Origin of the sequence: Streptomyces sp. NBC_00459 (assembly GCF_036013955.1) — a bacterium.
In the GTDB taxonomy this organism is placed as follows: domain Bacteria; phylum Actinomycetota; class Actinomycetes; order Streptomycetales; family Streptomycetaceae; genus Streptomyces.
The window spans coordinates 7,507,557-7,529,483 of the sequence record NZ_CP107903.1; the positions used below are offsets into that span (position 1 = coordinate 7,507,557).

14 protein-coding genes are annotated in these 21,927 nt (G+C 68.1%); 10 read left to right on the forward strand and 4 right to left on the reverse strand.

Annotation, left to right across the window (positions count from 1 at the left end; translation table 11 throughout):
• Nucleotides 1-45: 45 nt before the first annotated feature.
• A complete protein-coding gene (locus OHN74_RS33210) occupies nucleotides 46-3,888 on the reverse strand; it encodes a GH92 family glycosyl hydrolase (RefSeq protein ID WP_327698243.1) in 3,843 nt (1,280 codons plus the stop codon).
• A 455-nt stretch (nucleotides 3,889-4,343) separates the two neighbouring features.
• Between OHN74_RS33210 and ngcE the strand changes: the two genes are divergently transcribed.
• The 9 genes from ngcE (at nucleotide 4,344) to OHN74_RS33255 (ending at nucleotide 16,616) form a co-directional block, all read left to right on the forward strand.
• Nucleotides 4,344-5,831, forward strand: coding sequence for an N-acetylglucosamine/diacetylchitobiose ABC transporter substrate-binding protein (gene ngcE, locus OHN74_RS33215; RefSeq protein WP_327698244.1), 1,488 nt, complete (start codon nucleotides 4,344-4,346; stop codon nucleotides 5,829-5,831).
• Between the two features lie 60 nt (nucleotides 5,832-5,891).
• A complete protein-coding gene (locus OHN74_RS33220; RefSeq protein ID WP_327698245.1) occupies nucleotides 5,892-6,818 on the forward strand; it encodes a carbohydrate ABC transporter permease in 927 nt (308 codons plus the stop codon).
• 5 nt (nucleotides 6,819-6,823) lie between these two features.
• Entirely contained in the window at nucleotides 6,824-7,750 is a 927-nt protein-coding gene (locus OHN74_RS33225) for a carbohydrate ABC transporter permease (protein ID WP_327698246.1), read from the forward strand.
• Between the two features lie 192 nt (nucleotides 7,751-7,942).
• Complete coding sequence (locus OHN74_RS33230; protein ID WP_327698247.1) at nucleotides 7,943-9,142, forward strand: ROK family transcriptional regulator; 1,200 nt, start codon at nucleotides 7,943-7,945, stop codon at nucleotides 9,140-9,142.
• Nucleotides 9,143-9,264: 122 nt separating this feature from the next.
• Nucleotides 9,265-10,356, forward strand: coding sequence for a sugar ABC transporter substrate-binding protein (locus OHN74_RS33235; RefSeq protein WP_327698248.1), 1,092 nt, complete (start codon nucleotides 9,265-9,267; stop codon nucleotides 10,354-10,356).
• A gap of 258 nt (nucleotides 10,357-10,614) precedes the next feature.
• A complete protein-coding gene (locus tag OHN74_RS33240; protein WP_327698249.1) occupies nucleotides 10,615-11,406 on the forward strand; it encodes an ATP-binding cassette domain-containing protein in 792 nt (263 codons plus the stop codon).
• Nucleotides 11,403-12,725: a sugar ABC transporter permease gene (locus OHN74_RS33245; RefSeq protein WP_327698250.1), complete on the forward strand. Its 1,323-nt coding sequence runs from the start codon at nucleotides 11,403-11,405 to the stop codon at nucleotides 12,723-12,725. Before OHN74_RS33240 ends, OHN74_RS33245 begins: the two co-directional genes overlap by 4 nt.
• 286 nt (nucleotides 12,726-13,011) lie before the next feature.
• Nucleotides 13,012-14,937, forward strand: coding sequence for a 1-deoxy-D-xylulose-5-phosphate synthase (gene dxs, locus OHN74_RS33250; RefSeq protein ID WP_327698251.1), 1,926 nt, complete (start codon nucleotides 13,012-13,014; stop codon nucleotides 14,935-14,937).
• Between the two features lie 182 nt (nucleotides 14,938-15,119).
• The gene (locus OHN74_RS33255; RefSeq protein ID WP_327698252.1) at nucleotides 15,120-16,616 is read left to right on the forward strand and encodes an amino acid permease; all 1,497 of its coding nucleotides are present in this window, start codon (nucleotides 15,120-15,122) and stop codon (nucleotides 16,614-16,616) included.
• Between the two features lie 49 nt (nucleotides 16,617-16,665).
• On the opposite strand, the gene OHN74_RS33260 is transcribed toward OHN74_RS33255, so the two are convergent.
• Nucleotides 16,666-17,043 (reverse strand): NTP pyrophosphohydrolase, encoded by a 378-nt coding sequence (locus tag OHN74_RS33260; protein ID WP_327698253.1) that lies wholly within the window; start codon nucleotides 17,041-17,043, stop codon nucleotides 16,666-16,668.
• A 92-nt stretch (nucleotides 17,044-17,135) separates the two neighbouring features.
• On the opposite strand from OHN74_RS33260, the gene OHN74_RS33265 reads away from it, so the two are divergent.
• Nucleotides 17,136-18,206, forward strand: coding sequence for a hypothetical protein (locus OHN74_RS33265; protein ID WP_327698254.1), 1,071 nt, complete (start codon nucleotides 17,136-17,138; stop codon nucleotides 18,204-18,206).
• A gap of 262 nt (nucleotides 18,207-18,468) precedes the next feature.
• On the opposite strand, the gene OHN74_RS33270 is transcribed toward OHN74_RS33265, so the two are convergent.
• A complete protein-coding gene (locus OHN74_RS33270) occupies nucleotides 18,469-20,595 on the reverse strand; it encodes a 3-hydroxyacyl-CoA dehydrogenase NAD-binding domain-containing protein (protein ID WP_327698255.1) in 2,127 nt (708 codons plus the stop codon).
• Entirely contained in the window at nucleotides 20,592-21,818 is a 1,227-nt protein-coding gene (locus OHN74_RS33275) for a thiolase family protein (RefSeq protein ID WP_327698256.1), read from the reverse strand. The genes OHN74_RS33270 and OHN74_RS33275 overlap by 4 nt, the downstream gene beginning before the upstream one ends.
• Nucleotides 21,819-21,927 lie beyond the last annotated feature (109 nt).

The following is a 21,927-nucleotide window of genomic DNA, read 5'->3' on the forward strand; positions in this document are numbered from 1 at the left end:
CGCCCGCCTCCCCGACCCCTGACCGGCGAAGCGGGCAGGGGCAGGTCAGCCCAACAACTCCACCTCCGCCAGCGTCGACTCACCGTCGAGGACCAGCCGGTACCGCGCGTACGAGCCCCCGGACGCCACCGAGAACACCCGGGTCTGCCTGTCCCACCTGAACGACTCACCTGAACGCCGGTCCAACGTCTGCCAGTTCGCGCCGTCGGATGAGGATGCGGAGGAGCTGGAGCCCTGCAACACCCAGCCCGTCGGAGCCTGGGTCCGGCCCGAGGACGTCAGCGTGTACTGAACGGCCTTCGTGGGACCGGCGATCGGCAGCTCCACGGACGTCACCGTCGCGTTCGTCGCCGACGTGTTGTCGAACAACGCGCCCCCGCCCGTCACCACATCCGTCCGCGGTGTCGGCACCGCGTCGTCCTGCGTGATCGACACCGGGGCCGCGTCCTTAGCCGCTCCCCAGGTCGAGGGCTCGGAGCCCATCCCGAACTCCAGGGTCCCGCCTTGGGAGATGATCGAGTGGGGGAGTGAAGTCGACGTCCAGGGCAGGCCGTTGACCTTCAGACCCTGCACGTACACGTTCCGAGCGTTGTTGGCCGGGGCGCTGATCACCAGATCCCGGCCGTTCTCCAGATGGACCGTGGCCCTGGTGAACAGCGGGGAACCGATGGCGTATTCGCCGCTGCCCATGACCAACGGGTAGAAGCCGAGTGCCGAGAACAGATACCAGGCCGACTGCTCGCCGTTGTCCTCGTCGCCGTGGTAGCCCTGGCCGATCTCGCTGCCCGTGTAGAGACGGGACAGGACCTCGCGGACGTTCTTCTGTGTCTTCCAGGGCCGGCCGGCCGCGTCGTACATGTAGTTCACGTGGTGGGCCACCTGGTTGGAGTGGCCGTACATCCCCATCCGGACGTCCCGTGCCTCCGTCATCTCGTGGATGACCCCCTTGTACGAGCCCACGAACTCGGGCGAGGCCGTCTCCGGGGTCTCGAAGTAGTCGTCGAGCTTGTCCGCGAGGCCCGCCCGGCCGCCGTAGAGGTTGGCCAGGCCCCGGCTGTCCTGCGGGGCGGTGAAGGCGTAACCCCAGCCGTTCGTCTCGGTGTAGTCGTGGCCCCAGACGCGCGGGTCGTACGCCGACGACTCCACCCGCCAGTCGCCCCGCGCGTTCCGGCCCTGGAAGAAGCCGGCCCTGGTGTCGAACAACCGCACATAGTCCTGGGCACGGTTGAGGAAGTACTCGGACTCCTCCTTGTACCGCGCCTGCCCCGTCTCCCGGTACAACTCCTGACCCATCCGGGCGATGCCGTAGTCGTTGAGGTAGCCCTCCAGCGCCCACGACAGGCCCTCACGGGTCTCCGTGCTCGTGTAGCCGAGGAAGGGTGAGGTCGCCATGCCCTTGCGGCCCACGCCCGACATCGGGGGCACGACGGTCGCGTTCTTCACGGCCGCGTCGTAGGCCGACCTCGCGTCGAAACCGACGCCCTTCACATAGGCGTCGGCGAACGCCACGTCCGACGAGGTGCCCGTCATCAGATCGGCGTACCCGGGGGAGGACCAGCGCGAGGTCCAGCCGCCGTCCTTGTACTGCTGCACGAAACCGTCGACCATCTCGCCCGCCTGACGAGGCGTCAGGAGCGAGTAGGCGGGCCAGGTCGTCCGATAGGTGTCCCAGAAGCCGTTGTTGACGTACACCTTGCCGTCCACGATCTTCGCCCCGGTGTGCGTCGGGGTGTCGGGCCCCGGCATCGGGGAGAACGGAGACGCGTACTGGAACTTCGAACCGACCTTCTCGAAGCCGGAGTTGGGGTACAGATACAGCCGGTACAGGCTGGAGTAGAGCGTCGTCAGCTGGTCCGGCGTCGCCCCCTCCACCTCGACCTTCCCGAGCAGCCCGTCCCACTGCCGCTGCGCGGCTGCCCGCACCGCCTCGAAGGACGTACCCTCCGGAATCTCCTGACGCAGATTGGCCCTGGCCTGCTCGACGCCGATGAGCGAGGTGGCGATCCGCAGTGTCACGGTCCCGTCCGGCGCCGGCCTGAACCGGAGATAGCCCTTGACCCCGCTCGACGACCCCTCCGTGACCACCGCGTCGTCGTCGAACACCCCGTACACGAACAGCCGGGTGGCCCCCGTCGACAGGCCCGACTTCACGTCCGAGTAGCCGGTGAAGGTGCCGTTCTCCTGGTCGAGGGTCAGGCCCGCCTGGTCGGTGACGTTGTCGAACAGGACGCTCGCGTCGTCGCCGGGGTAGGTGAAGCGCAGCACCGCCGCGTGGTCGGTCGGCGTCATCTCGGCCCTGACGCCGTTCTCGAACCGCACCCCGTAGTAGTGGGGCCGCGCGGTCTCGTTCTCGTGCCGGAAGGGCAGTGCCCGTGCCGTACGGCCGGTGTCCGGGGTGCCGGCGGCGGCGGACGGCATCACCTGGAAGGTCTGCCGGTCACCCATCCAGGGGCTCGGCTCATGACTCGCGCTGAACGCCTGGATCGTCGGCAGGTTGTCGGCGTTGTTGGCCCGCGCGTAGTCGTAGAGCCAGCTCAGCGAGCCCGCGTTGGTCACCGGCGTCCAGAAGTTGAAACCGTGCGGCACGGCCGTCGCCGGGAAGTTGTTGCCCCGGGAGAAGCCGCCGCTGGAGTTGGTGCCCCGGGTCGTCACCGCATGGTCGGACAGGTGTTCCCGAGGTGGCTCGGGGGCGACGGTCCGGAGCGTCACGTCGTCGATCCAGCCCCGGAACCTGGCCGGGCCGGCCGGCGAGTCGTAGGCCACCAGCACCCGGTCGACGGTCCTCCCCTGAGCCACCGCCCCGATCCGCGAGGCCACATGGTTCCACTGGTTGACGTACAACCCCTTCGCCGCGCCCTGCCCCTGAGGCGTCAGCGCGAAGCCGTGCTGGTCGACCGCCCGAAGTTCACTCAGAAGGGTGCCGTCCGTGAAGACCAGGTCCACCGACACGTTCGTGGCGTCGTAGTCGAGATCACCGTCCGCCATCGAGGGGAAGATCCGGTACGACAGTTCGGTGTCCCGGTCGACGGCCACGTTCACGTCGAACACCTTGTTGGACGAGTACGCCCGCCCGGCCGCCCGATGCGTGCCGGCGTACCGCAGCGCCCGTTTGCCCGTGAAACCGGCGCGCGCCTTCGCGGTCGGCGAGCCGCTCGGGCCGCGGTCGACCAGCGACAGCATGTCCCGGGGCGCAGGAGTGTCACCGCCGCCCGTCGAGAACTGGACATCGGCGAGCTGCGTGATGGCTCCCCCGTTGTTCCGCCCGATGTCGAGCCGGAAATGCCGGTACTCGGCAGGCGAGGACAGGTCGTACGACCTGGTCCGGAACCGCTCGGCGAACGACTCGCCCGAGCGACGGTCGAGGGTCCTCCAGCCCGTCGTCCCGTCCACCGAGCCCTGGAGCGTCCAGTCGGCCGGGTCGCGTTCGGCGTGGTCGTTGGCCGAGGTCAGCGCATACGTGACCACCTTGAGCGGCTCGTCCAGGTCGAACTCCACCCACCCGGTGGACGCGAACGTCAGCCACTTGGTCCCCGGCACGCCGTCGACGAGGTTCTCCTTCACCTCACCCCCGCCTGTGTTCTCGCCGCTCGCCCGTACGTCCGTCACATGGTCGGTCGCGTTGCCCGGGATGCCGCTGCTGTAGCCGCCGTCGACACCCGAGGTCCGCCTGGTGCCGTCCGGACCGGTGTCGACGGTGTTCAGCCAGTCCGGCGCCGGCTCACCCGCCTCGAACGAGGAGGCGAACTCCCGGTCGGCGGCCGGTGCGGTGACCGGGAGGGCGGTCGCCGCACCCTGTCCACCGATCGCCAGTGCGAACACCGTTGCGATGGCTGGAATTGATCCGAACTGCCATCCGTACCGAGCCCTGTTTCGAACTCCCTGCCGCATGCGAGAGCACCCTCCCTGCTGCCGGACAACGTTGTCACCTTGGCTGCGCAGGAACCAGTAGGGAGTCAAGTGGTCAGTGGTGTCAAGGGCGTTGGGTGTGGCATTCGGGCCCAATATCGCTAATTTTTCGCGCAAAGGGACGCGCGCCGTCCACATATTTCCGCGAGGTCTCAACTCGGAAAAGACCCGCGACCAACCCTGCTTTCGATCTTGCCCCTTTGACGGGAAGTGGACTATACCTGTCGGCATCTGCCACTGTTCGACCGGCCGACATCAGGTGTGAGGGGAGCCGGAAGGGTGGTTTGACTGTGCTGAACGCGCGGCCCGCCGGGTATTCCCTCTGATCAGGGCGCATCACGCACTAAGTACTTCCTGCACGACCCAGTTCGACCCGATCGCGGTGCCGGGAGGATCCGGTTCACCGCCTGAGTCCTGGAGAAGGCGAGGACTTGAGCATGGGATCCACTTCCGACGAGAGCCGCACCCCCGACCGCACCACCGGTACCACCACTGGCACCACGGCCACCGGGCTCGGCCGCCGCGACCTGATCAAACGGTCAGCGGCGCTCGGCCTGATCTCCGTCCCCACGATGAGCTTCCTGTCCTCCTGCGCGAGCAGCGGCGGAGGCGACGAGGACAAGGCCAAGGCGGGTACGAAGACCGCGAAGAACCCCCTGGCGGTCAACGACACCGCTCAGATGGAGTTCGTGCTCTTCGACGGCGGCTTCGGCAAGGAGTACGCCGAGGACGCGGTCAAGATCTACGAGCAGAACTTCCCGAAGGCGAAGGTCAAGTTCTCCGCCACCCAGAAGATCCAGTCCACGCTCCAGCCCCGCTTCAACCAGGGCACCCCGCCGGACCTCATCGACAACTCCGGCGCCGAGCAGATGGACATGGGCGTCCTGGCCGGCAAGAACCAGCTCGCCGACCTCACCCCGCTGCTCGACGCCCCGTCCTACGACGACCCGGACAAGAAGGTCCGCGACACGCTGCGGCCGGGCATCGTCGAGATGGGCCAGCTCGACGGCGACCCGGTCTGGATCATGTACTACGCCTACACGGTGTACGGCGTCTGGTACTCCCAGAAGGCCCTCGACTCGCTCGACGCCACCTACCCGGAGACGTGGGACGAGATGCTCGCCGTGTGCGAGAAGGCCAAGAAAAAGGGCATCGCCGGCTGGACCTACGCGGGCAAGTACCCGTACTACCTGCCCTTCTCGCTCTACGCGATGATCGGCAAGGTCGGCGGGGTCGAGGTTCTCAACGCGATCGACAACCTGGAGCCGAACGCCTGGAAGGCCCCGGCCGTCAAGGCCTGTTTCGAGGCGTACTACGAGCTCTACAAGAAGGGGTACGTGCTCAAGGGCACCCCCGGTCTCGACCACATCCAGTCGCAGACCGCGTGGGCCAAGGGCAAGGCGCTGTTCATCCCGAACGGCTCCTGGGTGGAGAACGAGTCGGCCAACGTCATCCCCGCCGACTTCGACCTCGCCGTCTCCGCGCCGACCGGCATCGACAGCTCCGACAAGCTGCCGTTCGGCACGATCTGGGCATCCGGCGGCGAGCCGTTCATCGTCCCGGCCAAGGCGAAGAACACCGCGGGCGGCATGGAGCAGCTGCGCATCATGCTCAGCGAGGCCTCCTCGAAGAACTTCACCACCAAGGTCAAGTCGCTGACCGCGTACAACGGCGGCACCGACGGCATCACCCTCACCCCGGGCCTCAAGTCGGGTGTGGCGGCGCTGGAGAAGGCCGGCGACAACGTCGTCAACCCGCGCCTGCAGGACTGGTACGTGCAGCTCCAGAAGGAGCAGATCGGGGTGTCGGGTCTCGGCGAGATGATGGCCGGGCGGCTCACCCCGGCCGAGGCCATCAAGAAGATCCAGGCCTTCGCCGACGCGACCGCGAAGGACACGTCGATCAAGCACTACAAGCACCAGTGATCAGAAGCCGATGAACTGTCACCAGCGGCGGCACCCGCGCACGGAACGGGGTCTGTGGTAATGCAGCACGGCAAGTACCGCTTCATCGTGGGATTTTTGGCGGTCCCTCTCGGGCTGTACGCGCTTTTCGTCATCTGGCCGTTCATCCAGTCCATCTATTACTCGTTCACGGACTGGACCGGACTGAGCCCGGAATTCAAGATGGTGGGCTTCGACAACTACAAGAGGATGCTCGACGACGACATCTTCTGGAAGTCGTTGCAGCACAGCCTCCTGTTCGCGTTGGTGCTGCCGCTGGTGACGATCAGTCTGGCGCTGTTCTTCGCCTTCATGATCAATGTGGGCGGCAAGAGGCGCCGCGGTGGCCCGGTGATTTCCGGGGTCCGCGGTTCCGCGTTCTACAAAATCGTCTACTTCTTTCCGCAGGTGCTTTCGATCGCGATCGTCGCGCTGCTGTTCGCCTTCGCGTACAACCCGGACAGCGGCTCGATCAACTCGTTGCTGCGCGGCATCGGGCTCGGCAGCGTCCAGCCGCTCTGGCTGGGCGACCCGGACCTCGCCCTGTGGTGTGTGATGGCGGTGCTGGTCTGGTCGACGGTCGGCTTCTTCGTGGTGCTGTTCTCCGCGGGCATGGCGTCGATCCCGGCGGACCTGTACGAGGCGGCGCTGCTCGACGGCGCGGGCCGGGCCACCACGTTCTTCCGGATCACCCTGCCGCTGCTGTGGGACACCGTGCAGTCCGGCTGGGTCTACATGGGCATCCTCGCGCTGGGCGCCGAGTCGTTCGCGGTCGTCCAGATCATGACGACCGGGCCCGGGGGACCGGACTACTCGACGACCGTCATGGTCCTGTACGTGTACCAGAAGGCCTTCCGTGACGGTCAGGCCGCCTACGCAACCACCATCGGGGTCGCCCTGCTCGTCGTCACGCTGGCCTTCGCGGCCCTCGTGCTGCGGCTGGGCCGGCGCGAGCGGCTGGAGTACTGACACACATGAAGACGACCGACAGCACACCGTCGGACACGGTTCCCCAGCACTCCGGGGGGCCCGTGCGCAAGGAGAACGCGTCCGGGAAGGAGAAGCGCGAGAAGAAGGAGGGCGCGGTCCTCAACGTCTTCTCGCACGGCATGCTCGTCCTGTGGGCGTTCATGGTCGTGATGCCGCTCGTGTGGGCGGTGATGACGTCCTTCAAGGACGACAACGCGATCTTCAGTTCGCCCTGGTCCCTGCCGGACAAGCTGCACTTCGACAACTGGGCGCGGGCCTGGACCGACGCCAACATGAGCGACTACTTCCTCAACACCGTCCTGGTGGTGGGCGGTTCGCTCGTCGGCACCCTGGTGCTGGGCTCGATGGCGGCCTACGTCCTGGCCCGCTTCGACTTCCCGGGCAACCGGTTCATCTACTACCTGTTCATCGGCGGCATGAGCTTCCCGATCATGCTGGCGCTGGTCCCGCTGTTCTACGTGGTGAACAACATGGGCCTGCTGAACACGATCCACGGGCTGATCCTGGTCTACATCGCCTACTCACTGCCGTTCACGGTCTTCTTCCTGACCGCGTTCTTCCGGACCCTGCCGGTCTCGGTGGCGGAGGCCGCCTTCGTCGACGGAGCCTCGCACTCCCGGACCTTCTTCCAGATCATGCTGCCCATGGCCAAGCCCGGGCTGATCAGCGTGGGCATCTTCAACTTCCTCGGCCAGTGGAACCAGTACATGCTGCCGACGGTGCTCAACACCGACCCCGACAAAAGGGTGCTCACCCAGGGCCTGGTGCAGCTGGCCGCCAGCCAGGGCTACAAGGGCGACTGGTCCGGTCTCTTCGCCGGTCTGGTGATGGCGATGCTGCCGGTGCTTGCCGCGTACATCGTTTTCCAGCGCCAGGTGGTGACAGGACTCACCGCGGGCGCGCTGAAGTAACCGGAACCTTCCGTTCAGCCGCCGTACGCGCGCGTGCATACCGCAAACCGTGCACGCGCGCACCTATGTGTACAAGACCTCGGATGCAGTTCAACCTCTTGACGGGAGGTGACCCGAACGGCTCAGCTTAGAGTTCACTAGTTGGACATAGACGGGGCCTCATCGAAGCGGTCCCGCGCGCAGGAGGTCGTCGTGGAGACTCCGGGGTCGCAGTCGTCACTGCACCGAGCCAACCTGGAACGGGTCGTACGGGCCGTGCGCCTCGCCGGGTCGCTCACGCAGGCCGAGATCGCCAGGACCACCGGCCTGTCGGCGGCCACGGTGTCCAACATCGTCCGCGAGCTGAAGGACGGCGGAACGGTCGAGGTCACACCCACCTCGGCGGGGGGCCGAAGGGCCCGGGCCGTCTCCCTGAGCGGGGACGCCGGCATCGTGATCGGCGTCGACTTCGGCCATACGCACCTACGGGTCGCGGTAGGCAACCTCGCCCACCAGGTGCTGGCCGAGGAGTCCGAGCCGCTGGACGTGGACGCCTCCGCCGCGCAGGGCTTCGACCGGGCCGAAGAGCTGGTCAATCGCCTGATCGCAGCAACGGGCGTCGACCGTTCCAAGATCGCCGGAGTGGGCCTGGGCGTACCCGGTCCGATCGACGTGGAGTCGGGCACTCTCGGCTCCAGCGCGATCCTGCCCGGCTGGAGCGGCACCAGGCCCGGTGAGGAGCTGCGCGGGCGCCTCGACGTGCCGGTGCACGTGGACAACGACGCCAACCTCGGCGCCCTCGGTGAGCTGGTCTGGGGCAGTGGCCGGGGGGTGCGCGACCTGGCGTACATCAAGGTCGCGAGCGGTGTCGGGGCCGGACTGGTGATCGACGGCAAGATCTACCGGGGCCCGGGTGGCACAGCGGGAGAAATCGGGCATATTACTCTTGATGAATCCGGCCCCGTCTGCCGCTGCGGAAACCGGGGCTGCCTGGAGACCTTCGCGGCGGCGCGCTATGTGCTGCCGCTCCTCCAGTCCAGCCACGGAACCGACCTGACCATGGAAGGTGTCGTGCGGCTGGCGCGGGACGGCGACCCGGGTTGTCGTCGCGTGATCGCCGACGTCGGCCGTCATATCGGCAGTGGAGTCGCCAATCTCTGCAATCTGCTGAACCCGAGCAGAGTGGTCCTCGGTGGTGATCTCGCCGAGGCCGGTGAGCTGGTGCTCGGTCCCATAAGAGAGTCTGTCGGCCGCTATGCGATCCCCAGTGCGGCACGTCAACTGTCCGTTCTTCCAGGGGCACTTGGAGGTCGTGCAGAGGTGCTCGGAGCGCTCGCTCTCGCGTTGAGCGAAATGGGCGATTCGACCCTTTTGGACGGCACGCTGAACGCAGCCACTCCTGCCTTCACCTAGAGAACGAACAAAGCCGTTGCCAACCCGTTAAGGATTTACTTCTTGACGTCGCACGTGTGGCCGAGTTGACTTCCAGCCACCTCGGCCGCAGCGTTGCGGCCCTGTCAGGGAGGCACCACCAAATGAACGCGATGATGCGTAGAGTCGTGATCGGTACCACTGCTGTTTCCATGGCTCTCGCCGTGGCCGCTTGTGGCAAGGCCGGCGACGACGACAACGACAGCGGTTCGAGCGGCGACAAGACCATCGGTCTGCTGCTCCCCGACAGCGTGACCGCACGCTACGAGAAGTTCGACAAGCCCTTCTTCGTGGCCAAGGTCAAGGAGCTGTGTTCCGACTGCAAGGTCGAGTACGCGAACGCAGCCGGCGACGCGGCCAAGCAGGCCCAGCAGGTCAGCAGCATGATCACCAAGGGCGTCAAGGTGATCGTGGTCAGCGCCCAGGACTCCGCCGCCATCAAGTCGTCCATCCAGACGGCGGTCGACAAGGGCATCAAGGTCGTCGCGTACGACCGTCTGGCCCAGGGCCCGGTCTCCGCCTACGTCTCCTTCGACAACGTCAAGGTCGGCCAGCTCCAGGGCGAGGCCCTGCTCGCCTCCCTCGGCGCCAAGGCGACCCCGAAGGCCAAGGTCGTCATGATCAACGGTGACGACGCCGACCCGAACGCCGGTCAGTTCAAGAAGGGCGCGCACGAAGCCCTCGACGGCAAGGTCGACATCGCCTACGAGCAGTCCGGCCTGTGGAAGGACACCGTCGCCGCCCAGAAGATGTCGGCCGCCATCACGCAGCTCGGCGCCAAGAACATCGCGGGCGTCTACGCCGCCAACGACGGCATGGCCGGTGGCATCGCCAACACCCTCAAGGGTGCGGGCATCAGCGGTATCCCGCTGACCGGTCAGGACGCGGAGCTCGCGGGCATCCAGCGCATCGTCGCCGGCACCCAGTCCAGCACCGTCTACAAGGCCTTCAAGCCGGAGGCCGACGCCGCCGCCCAGATCGCGGTCAACCTGCTCGACGGCAAGAGCATCGACTCGCTCGCCACCGAGACGCTGACCAGCGGCTCCGGCGACAAGGTCCCCTCGCAGCTGCTGACCCCGGTGTCGGTCACCAAGGCCAACATCGCGGACACGGTCGTCAAGGACAAGCTCTACACCGTCGCCGAGATCTGCGCCGGCGAGTTCGCCGCCGCCTGCAAGACCGCCGGGCTTCAGTAGGCGGTCGGCACACCAGGACCGCCGGCACCGGGCGGGCGCCCACAGGCGCTCACCCGGACATGACCGCCCGGCGGTCCCGCGAGACCTGTCCGACGCCCGGCCCGGCCTTCATACCCCGCTGCCGGGCCGGGCGTCGGACGGAACCGTTGCCATCGGCAGCGGACTCGCGCATGTTCGTCCTGTAAACCCGTGCCATAGCGCACACCCCTCCGCGCCTACCCCAAGCGCGGCATCCCCGCCGGTCAGGCGGCGAAGGAGATGGTTCACGTGTCCGCTACGCCCGTGTTGGCGTTGCGCGGAGTCTCCAAGCGGTTCGGTGCGGTCCAGGCCCTCACCGACGTAGAGCTGGAGGTCCACCCCGGAGAAGTGGTCGCCCTGGTGGGCGACAACGGCGCAGGAAAGTCGACCCTGGTCAAGACGATCGCGGGCGTTCACCCCATCGATGAGGGCGTCATCGAGTGGGAGGGCAACCCGGTCAGCATCAACAAGCCGCACGACGCCCAGGGACTCGGCGTCGCGACCGTCTATCAGGACCTCGCCCTGTGCGACAACCTCGATGTGGTCGGCAACCTCTACCTCGGACGCGAGCTGCTGCACCGCGGCGTCATCGACGAGGTGACGATGGAGAAGAACGCCCGTGAGCTGCTGAGCACTCTCTCCATCCGCATCCCGAGCGTGCGCATCCCGATCGCCAGCCTCTCCGGTGGTCAGCGCCAGGTCGTCGCCATCGCGCGCGCCCTGATCGGTGACCCCAAGGTCGTCATCCTCGACGAGCCCACCGCCGCCCTCGGCGTCGAGCAGACGGCCCAGGTCCTCGACCTGGTCGAGCGGCTGCGCGAGCGCAACCTCGGCGTCATCCTCATCAGCCACAACATGGCCGACGTGAAGGCGGTCGCGGACACCGTCCACGTCCTGCGCCTCGGCAAGAACAACGGCTCCTTCCCCGTGAAGACCACGAGCCACGAAGAGATCATCGCCGCGATCACCGGAGCCACGGACAACGCCGTGACCCGTCGTGCGGGGCGTCGCGACACGGAGGCGGCAAAGTGAGCGACACGTCCAAGACCGTGAAGCCCGACCCAGGGGCGGAGCACCAGAACACGGTGGCACCCGCCGACGACCCGACCGCGGCGGCGGTGTCCGTCGTCGACCCGCGTCTGCTGGTCCGGGACGAGGGCCTCAAGGGCTACGTCACCGAGTTCAAGCGCAAGGTGAAGGGCGGCGAGCTGGGCTCGCTGCCGGTCGTCATCGGCCTGATCGTCATCTGGACGATCTTCCAGCTGAAGAACGACCTGTTCCTGAGCGCCGGCAACCTCTCCGACATCAGCTACTTCATGTCGGCCACCGGCATGCTGGCCATCGGCCTGGTGTTCGTCCTGCTGCTGGGCGAGATCGATCTGTCGGTCGGTTCCGTCAGCGGTCTGGCGTCCACGCTGTTCGCCGTGTTCGTGGTGAACCACGGCATGAACGCCTGGCTCTCGCTGATCCTGGCGATCCTTACCGGCGTCGCCATCGGAGCGCTGCACGGCTGGTTCTTCGCGAAGATCGGCGTACCGGCGTTCGTCGTCACCTTGGCCGGCTTCCTCGGCTGGAACGGCCTGATGCTGTGGCTGTTGGGCTCCAGCGGCACCATCAACATTCCGTCGGACAGCGGTCCGGTGCACGTGCTGGGCAAGAGCTCCTTCTTCATGGACCAGGCCATCATCGGGGCGTATCTGCTGGCCGCTCTCGCGGTCGTGCTGTCCCTGGTCGGTAACTTCGGTGAGCAGCGCCGCCGCCGGGCGGCTGGTGTGCCGTTCCGGCCGAACAGCGAGATCCTGCTTCGTGTGGGGGCGCTCGCGGTCGCTTCTTTCGTGGCCGCGGCCGTGCTGAACAACGCCGCGGGTGTCTCCAACTCTCTGGTGATCTTCCTGGCGACGCTGGTGATCGTGGACTTCGTGCTGCGTCGTACGACGTACGGTCGCAAGGTGTTCGCGGTGGGCGGCGGCATCGAGGCTGCCCGTCGTGCCGGTATCAGCGTGCCGATGGTCCGCATCAGCGTGTTCGCGATCTCCGGCGGCTTCGCGGCGGTCGGCGGCATGTTCTTCGCCGGCGTAACGGCGTCCGCCACGCTGAACGCCGGTGGCGGCAACACGCTGATGCTGGCCATCGCGGCGGCGGTCATCGGTGGCACCAGCCTCTTCGGTGGGCGGGGCAACGTGTGGTCGGCGCTGCTGGGCATGCTGGTGATCCAGTCGATCCAGACGGGTCTGGACCTGCTGAACATGAACACGTCGATCCAGTACATGATCACTGGTGCGGTGCTGTTGGGTGCGGTTGTCATCGACTCCGTGTCCCGGCGGAGCCAGAAGGCCGCAGGGCGCGCGTAGCGGGCAGCGTCGTGGAGGTTGCGCTGGTTGTCCGGCTGCGGCTCGTCCGTGGTCGATCGCACAGTTCCCCGCGCCCCCGAAAGCCGCCTGCGGCGTACTTTCGAACGATTGTGCCCGGTGTCCCGTTGGGGGTGCCGGGCACAGGCGTGTCATAGACGGCACATTTCTTGGGTACGGCCGATCGCGTGACGTATGGCGCAGAGGCCGGGCGTTGGTCCCGAAGGCGGAACACTAGACTCGACACGCCCGGCGAAAGCTCGATCAGCTCTACTGCAAGGAGGCACGGGTGCCGCTGCTGACCCGCATCAAGGGACCGCGCGATCTTGACCGGCTCAGCCTGGAACAGCTCGACCAGCTGGCCGAGGAGATCCGGACCTTCCTCGTCGACGCGGTCTCCAAGACCGGCGGACACCTCGGACCGAACCTCGGGGTCGTCGAGCTCACCATCGCGCTGCACCGGGTCTTCGACTCGCCGAAGGACAAGGTGCTGTGGGACACGGGCCACCAGTCCTACGTCCACAAGCTGCTCACCGGCCGCCAGGACTTCTCCAGGCTGAAGATGAAGGGCGGTCTGTCGGGCTACCCCTCGCAGGCCGAGTCCGAGCACGACGTCATCGAGAACTCGCACGCCTCGACGGTCCTCGGCTGGGCCGACGGTCTCGCGAAGTCCAACCAGGTACTGAAACGCGACGACCACCACGTGGTCGCGGTGATCGGTGACGGCGCGCTCACCGGCGGTATGGCCTGGGAGGCGCTGAACAACATCGCCGACGCCAAGGACCGTCCGCTGGTCATCGTCGTCAACGACAACGAACGTTCGTACGCGCCCACCATCGGCGGCCTCGCCAACCACCTGGCCACCCTGCGCACGACCGACGGCTACGAACGGTTCCTCGCCAAGGGCAAGGACCTGCTGGAGCGGACCCCGGTCGTCGGCAGACCGCTGTACGAGACCCTGCACGGTGCCAAGAAGGGCCTCAAGGACTTCATCGCCCCGCAGGGCATGTTCGAGGACCTCGGACTCAAGTACGTCGGCCCGATCGACGGCCACGACATCGAGGCCCTGGAGTCCGCGCTGGCCCGCGCCAAGCGCTTCGGCGGCCCGGTCATCGTGCACTGCCTCACAGAGAAGGGCCGCGGCTATCAGCCCGCCCTCCAGGACGAGGCCGACCGCTTCCACGGCATCGGCCCCATCCACCCCGACACGGGCCTGCCGGTCAAGGTCTCCGGCGCCGACTGGACCTCCGTCTTCGGCGACGAGATGGTCGAACTGGGCCGGGAGCGCGAGGACATCGTCGCCATCACGGCCGCGATGCTCCAGCCCGTCGGCCTGAAGAAGTTCGCGGACGCCTTCCCGGACCGCATCTACGACGTCGGCATCGCCGAGCAGCACGGCGCCGTCTCCGCGGCCGGGCTCGCCACCGGGGGAGTGCACCCCGTCTTCGCGGTGTACGCGACCTTCCTGAACCGGGCCTTCGACCAGGTCCTCATGGACGTGGCGCTGCACAAGTGCGGCGTGACGTTCGTCCTCGACCGGGCCGGCGTCACCGGCACCGACGGGGCCTCCCACAACGGTATGTGGGACATGTCGATCCTCCAGGTCGTCCCGGGCCTCAGGCTCGCCGCGCCGCGCGACGCCGACCAGGTCCGTGCCCAGCTCCGCGAGGCCGTCCAGGTCGACGACGCGCCGACCGTCGTCCGCTTCTCGAAGGGCGCCGTCGGCCCCGCCGTACCCGCGGTGGGACGCGTCGGCGGCATGGACGTGCTGCGCGAGCCCGGCACCGACACCCCGGACGTGCTTCTCGTGTCCGTGGGCGCGCTGGCACCCATGTGCCTGGAGATCGCCGCCCTGCTCGACCAGCAGGGCATCTCGACCACCGTCGTCGACCCGCGCTGGGTCAAGCCGGTCGACGAGGCCATGGCGCCGCTCGCCGAGCGGCACCGCGTGGTCGTCACGGTCGAGGACAACTCCCGTGTGGGTGGCGTCGGTTCGGCCGTCGCTCAGGCCCTGCGGGACGCGGGGGTCGACGTACCGCTGCGCGACTTCGGTATCCCGCCGCGCTTCCTCGACCACGCATCCCGGGCCGAGGTCATGGCGGAGATCGGCCTGACGGCACCGGACATCGCCCGCCAGGTCACCGGCCTTGTCTCCAGGATCGACGGACGGTTCGAGCAGTCCGAGGTCGACTCGGTGGAGCCCGCCCGCGACTGACCCACGGATGAGCCCCAATGGGCCGGTTTCCCCACCCTTTACGGTGGCGAGACCGGCCCATTGGCGTGAAATCCCTCGCGCCGGGGCATGCGCTCCCCCAGTCTCGGCTTCACTCAACCCGGGGGACGCCCATCGCCCCCTCCCGACCATGTCCGGGACGGCACAGCGTGGGAGGTACGCCCGTGAGCAGCACCCTCTTCAGGACGAAGAAGGTCGAACAGTCCATCCGCGACACCGAGGAGCCGGAGCACGCGCTCAAGAAATCCCTGTCCGCGCTGGATCTGACGGTCTTCGGCGTCGGCGTCATCATCGGCACCGGCATCTTCGTCCTCACCGGCACGGTCGCCAAGAACAACGCCGGGCCCGCCGTCGCCCTGGCCTTCGCGGTCGCCGGGGTCGTCTGCGCCCTCGCGGCGCTCTGCTACGCCGAGTTCGCCTCAACGGTCCCGGTGGCCGGCTCCGCGTACACGTTCTCGTACGCCTCGCTCGGCGAACTGCCCGCCTGGATCATCGGCTGGGACCTGGTACTGGAGTTCGCGCTCGGTACGGCGGTGGTGGCCGTCGGCTGGTCCGGGTACATCACCTCGCTCCTCGACAACGCCGGCTGGCACCTCCCGGAGGCGCTCAGCGGCAGGGACGGGGCCGACGGCTTCGGCTTCGACATCCTCGCCGCCGCACTGGTCCTGGTGCTGACCGGCATCCTCGTGCTCGGCACGAAGCTCTCCGCGCGGGTCACCTCGATCGTCGTCGCCGTCAAGGTGACCGTCGTCCTCGTCGTGATCATCGCGGGCGCTTTCTTCGTCAAGGGCGACAACTACGACCCGTTCATCCCGAAGGCGCAGGAGGTGGCGGCCGGTGACGGCCTCCAGGCGCCGCTCATCCAGCTGATGTTCGGCTGGGCGCCCTCGAACTTCGGCGTGATGGGCATCTTCACGGCGGCCTCCGTCGTGTTCTTCGCCTTCATCGGCTTCGACGTGGTGGCCACCGCCGCCGAGGAGACCAGGAACCCGCAGCGGGACATGCCCCGGGGCATCCTCGGCTCCCTCGTCATCTGCACCACCCTGTACGTCGCGGTGTCGATCGTGGTGACCGGCATGCAGCACTACACCGAACTGTCGGTGACCGCGCCCCTCGCCGACGCCTTCAAGGCCACCGGGCACCCGTGGTTCGCGGGCTTCATCAGCTTCGGTGCCGCGGTCGGCCTGACGACGGTCTGCATGATCCTTCTCCTGGGCCAGACCCGGGTCTTCTTCGCGATGAGCCGCGACGGTCTGCTGCCCCGCTTCTTCTCCCACGTCCACCCGCGCTTCAGGACCCCGCACCGGCCGACGATCCTGCTGGGCGTGATCATCGCGATCGTCGCCGGCTTCACCCCCCTGAGCGAACTCGCCGAACTGGTGAACATCGGGACGCTGTTCGCCTTCGTCGTCGTCGCGATCGGCGTGGTCATCCTCCGCAAGTCCCGCCCCGACCTGCCCCGGGCCTTCCGGACCCCGTGGGTGCCGTTCATCCCGATCCTGTCGGTGCTCGCCTCGCTCTGGCTGATGCTGAACCTGCCGGCCGAGACCTGGCTCCGGTTCGGCGTCTGGATGGCGCTCGGCTTCCTCGTGTACTTCCTGTACGGCCGTTCCCACAGCCGCCTGGGACGCGAGGAGGAGTCGACGGCGGACACCAACTGACCGGGACGATCAGTGGAGTTGGCCAGCGGAGTCCGTACGGTACGGCGGTCTAGTCGTTCCGTACCGTACGGGGGCCGGCGACCTCGGCGCCCAACTCCGCGACCCTGCGCCGAAGTTCACGGTCGGCGGTGACGACGAGGCGCTCCCGGTCCCCGGCCTCGGCGACCAGCTCGACCATCCGGTCGTCCCCGCTGCCGGGCGCCGGCACGACCCGTACGCCCGGAACCGAATCGATCCCACGGGCCGCGCCCTCGACCACGAGGACGATCTCCACGGGCCCCGCCCGCCCCGGCAACCCGCTCTCCGCGTACGCCACCAGCCGGTCCCGCAGGCGCTCCGCCGCCCCGCGCCGGTCCCGCCACCAGCCGTCGGGTACCGAACCGACGACATTCGCGGCGTCGACGATCACGAGCAGCGGGGCATTCATGAGGATCAGGGTCGCACGGGGACCGGAATCAGGGGTACCGGATGAGGGGGCCGGGGGGCGCGGCAAAGGTAAGAGCACACTAAAGTAGTCCAGTGCCCATTGTTCCTCCTTCCGCGACCACGACCGCGGGACGTCCCGAGTCGGTCAACGGCGACTGGCTCATACGGGGCCGCGACGGCCGGCTGAGCGCGTACGACGCCGTGGGAGACGGCATCGTCTGCCGCGCGGAGTCCCGGCCCGGCGGGCCCTGGCTCGCGCCCCGGCGCATCGGCGGCGACCAGCGCGTGCACCCCATGCTCGGAGTCGGCCAAGGCTCCGACGAATACGCCCACTTGGCGACATGGCGGCCCACGGTGAAGGGCGAGGCGGGACTCGTCCACACCACACACTTCCGCCCTGCCCTCGCCGCCCTCGACTGGACGCCGCTCGGCCATCCGAACCAGAAGGGCGACCGGACCGGCGTACCGGCGGTCGCCGTCGACGCGGAGGGCCGCGCCCATGTCTTCGTACGGAACGCCGTGGGCGGTGTCAGCATGCGCGGCCAGAAGGAGCGCGGCGGCTGGGGCCCCTGGCGCGACCTCAAGGGCGAGGACGTGGAAGAGCAGTTGACGGCGGTCACGCGTGCCTCCGGCCGCGTCGAGCTGTACGGCAACTCGCCCCACGGCATCCTGCGCTGGACGCAGGGCGGACCCGGCTGGATCCCGGAACTCGACGAGGCCCCGCTGAAGGCGACGGCCCGTCAGGGCAGTCTGCGGGCGCTGGTCACGTCGGACGAGCACGTGACGCTGTTCTACACGGACGAGTCGGACACGGTGTGCGCCTGGCGGTCGGGCAGCGAGCCGGTCGAACTGCTCCCCGGGGCCGGTCCCGGACCGGTGTCGGTGATCCGCTGCACCCTGGACGAGGTCGACTGCACGTTGCTCGCGCAGCGCTCGGCGAGCGGGCGGGTGGCCTTCGCCGCGTATCCGACCGAGCAGGAGTCGGCGGGCGCGTGGTGGACCGAGTCGGGCCCCCAACTCCCGCTGGACGCAAGGGTGTCGCTGGCGGAGGACGCGAACGGCAGGGTGGTCGCGGCGACCGTGGTGCCCGGCGGTGGAGAACTGAGGGTGGCACGGAGGAAGCGGGAGTCGGGGCTGGCGCTGGAGGCGTGGGGAGCCGTGTGACGGGCTCTCTTCGCCCCCGCCGCCCCTACCCGTCCCATCCTCGGGGGCTCCGCCCCCGAACCCCCGCTCCTCAAACGCCGGAGAGGCTGAAATACCCAGCCCGTCCGGCGATTGAGGACGAGGCCCCTTCAGGGCCGACAGCGGGGGTCTGGGGGCGCAGCCCCCAGGACCAGGATGGGACGGGTAGGGGCGGCGGGGGCGAAAACCAAGTGCCCCGCACGCCACCACGGCGTACAGGGCACTCGGCAACCACAACGAACCGTTACGCCGGGACGGAAGCCACCCCGGCCTCCAGGAACCGCTTCCCGTTCACCCGCTCGGAGACACCCTCACGGTCCAGGTACGGCGTGACGCCACCCAGGTGGAAGGGCCACCCCGCACCGGTGATCAGGCACAGGTCGATGTCCTGGGCCTCGGCCACGACACCCTCGTCGAGCATGAGCCCGATCTCCTGGGCGACCGCGTCGAGTACCCGGTCCCGCACCTGCTCCTCGCTCAGAGCGACGTCACCCTGCTTCAGCAGCGCGGCGACCTCGGGGTCCAGCTCGGGCTTCCCGCTGTCGTACACGTAGAAGCCACGCTTGCCGGCCTTGACGACGGCGGCGAGGTTCGGGGAGACCGTGAAGCGGTCCGGGAACGCCCGGTTCAACGTCTCCGAGACGTGCAGACCGATCGCCGGACCGACCAGCTCCAGCAGCACCAGCGGAGACATCGGCAGACCCAGCGGCTCCACCGCCTTCTCCGCGACCTCGACCGACGTACCCTCGTCGATCACGTTCTGGATCTCGCCCATGAAGCGGGTAAGGATACGGTTCACGACGAACGCCGGAGCGTCCTTCACGAGTACCGCGGTCTTCTTCAGCTTCTTGGCGACACCGAACGCCGTCGCCAGCGAGACGTCGTCGGTCTGCTCGCCGCGCACGATCTCCAGGAGCGGCAGGATCGCGACCGGGTTGAAGAAGTGGAAGCCGACGACCCGCTCGGGGTTCTTCAGCTTCGACGCCATCTCCGTCACCGACAGGGACGACGTGTTCGTCGCGAGGATCGCGTGCGCCGGGGCGACCGCCTCGACCTCCGCGAACACCTGCTGCTTGACGCCGATCTCCTCGAAGACGGCCTCGATGATGAAGTCGGCGTCGGAGAAGCCCTCCGCCTTGTCCAGGACACCGGTGACCAGGGCCTTGAGGCGGTTGGCCTTGTCCTGGTTGACGCGGCCCTTGAGCAGCAGCTTGTCGATCTCGGCGTGGACGTAGCCCACACCCTTGTCGACGCGCTCCTGGTCGATGTCGGTCAGCACGACCGGCACCTCAAGACGGCGCAGGAAGAGCAGCGCGAGCTGCGAGGCCATCAGGCCCGCGCCGACGACGCCCACCTTGGTGACCGGACGCGCGAGCGACTTGTCCGGCGCACCCGCCGGACGCTTGCCGCGCTTCTGGACCAGGTTGAAGGCGTAGATGCCGGAGCGCAGTTCGCCACCCATGATCAGGTCGGCGAGCGCGACGTCCTCGGCGTCGTACCCCTTCTGCAGGTCGCCGTCCTTGGCCGCGGCGATGATGTCCAGCGCGCGGTAGGCGGCCGGGGCGGCCCCGTGCACCTTGCTGTCGGCGATGAACCGGCCGCGCGCGACGGCCTGGTCCCAGGCCTCGCCACGGTCGATCGCCGGGCGCTCGACGACGATCTCGCCCTTCAGGACGGCGGCCGTCCACAGCAGCGACTGCTCCAGGAAGTCAGCGCCCTCGAAGAGCGCGTCGGCGATCCCGAGGTCGTAGACCTGCCCGCCCTTGAGCTGCTTGTTCTGGTTGAGCGAGTTCTCGATGATCACCGTGACGGCCTTGTCCGCGCCGATCAGGTTCGGCAGGAGGGTGCAGCCGCCCCAGCCGGGGACCAGACCGAGGAAGACCTCGGGCAGCGAGAAGGCCGGCAGGGCCGCGGAGACGGTCCGGTACGAGCAGTGCAGACCGACCTCGACGCCACCGCCCATGGCGGCACCGTTGTAGTAGCCGAAGGTCGGGACGGCGATCTGGGCCAGCCGCTTGAAGACCTCGTGGCCGCCCTTGCCGATGGCGAGCGCGTCGGAGTGGTTCTTCAGGAGCTCGACGCCCTTGAGGTCCGCGCCGACCGCGAAGATGAACGGCTTGCCGGTGATGCCGACACCGACGATCTCGCCGGCCGACGCCTCCTTCTCGACCTGGTCGATGGCGATGCTCAGGTTCGCCAGCGAGGCCGGGCCGAAGGTGGTCGGCTTGGTGTGGTCGAAGCCGTTGTCGAGGGTGATCAGCGCGAAACGGCCGGCGTTGAAGGGCAGGTCGAGGTGGCGTACGTGCGCGGACGTCACGACCTCGTCGGGGAACAGCTCGGCCGCGCCCTTGAGGAGTTCGGTGGTGCTCACTTGTCGCCTCCGGCGTCCTTGTGGTTCGGGTTCTCCCAGACGACGGTGGCGCCCATGCCGAAGCCGACGCACATGGTGGTCAGGCCGTAGCGGACCTCCGGCTGCTCCTCGAACTGACGGGCAAGCTGCGTCATCAGACGCACACCCGACGAGGCCAGCGGGTGACCGAAGGCGATGGCACCGCCGTACTGGTTCACGCGCGCGTCGTCGTCCGCGATGCCGTAGTGGTCGAGGAAGGCCAGGGCCTGGACGGCGAAGGCCTCGTTGACCTCGAACAGACCGATGTCACCGATGCCGAGGCCCGCCTTGGCGAGGGCCTTCTCGGTCGCCGGGATCGGACCGTAGCCCATGACCTCGGGCTCGACGCCGACGAAGGCGTACGAGACGAGACGCATCTTGACCGGCAGGTCGTTCGCGCGCGCGAAGTCCTCGGACGCGATGATCGACGCGGTGGCGCCGTCGTTCAGGCCGGCCGCGTTGCCGGCGGTGACCCGCCCGTGCACACGGAACGGCGTCTTCAGCCCGCTCAGGTTCTCCAGGGTGGTCCCCGGCCGCATCGGCTCGTCGGCGGTGACCAGGCCGAAGCCCGTCTCGCCGACCTCCGCGTTGGTGTTCCGTACGGAGATGGGCACCAGGTCCTGCTGGATCTTGCCGTTGGCGTACGCCTTGGCGGCCTTCTCCTGGGAGCGCACGGCGTACTCGTCGGCGCGCAGCTTGGTGATGTGCGGGTAGCGGTCGTGCAGGTTCTCGGCGGTCATGCCCATGAACAGGGCCGACTCGTCCACGAGCTTCTCGCTCACGAACCGCGGGTTCGGGTCGACGCCCTCGCCCATGGGGTGACGGCCCATGTGCTCGACGCCACCGGCGATGACGGCGTCGTACGCGCCGAAGGCGATCGAACCGGCGGCGGTGGTGACGGCGGTCAGCGCGCCCGCGCACATCCGGTCGATGGAGTAGCCCGGGACGGACTGCGGCAGCCCGGCGAGGATGCCCGCAGTGCGGCCCAGGGTCAGCCCCTGGTCGCCGATCTGCGTGGTCGCGGCGATGGCGACCTCGTCGATCTGCTTCGTGTCGAGACCCGGGTTGCGGCGCAGCAGCTCCCGGATCGCCTTCACGACGAGGTCGTCGGCGCGGGTCTCGTGGTAGATGCCCTTCGGGCCCGCCTTGCCGAACGGGGTGCGGACGCCGTCGACGAAGACGACATCCCTGACGGTACGAGGCACGATGGCTCTCCTCCAAAGGTGCGGGACGGCACTGCTGCGATACGCAACCGCTGAGCGGGCGCTCAGCCCCATGCTACTTGCGAGTAACTGTGCTGCACACCCCTGAGGG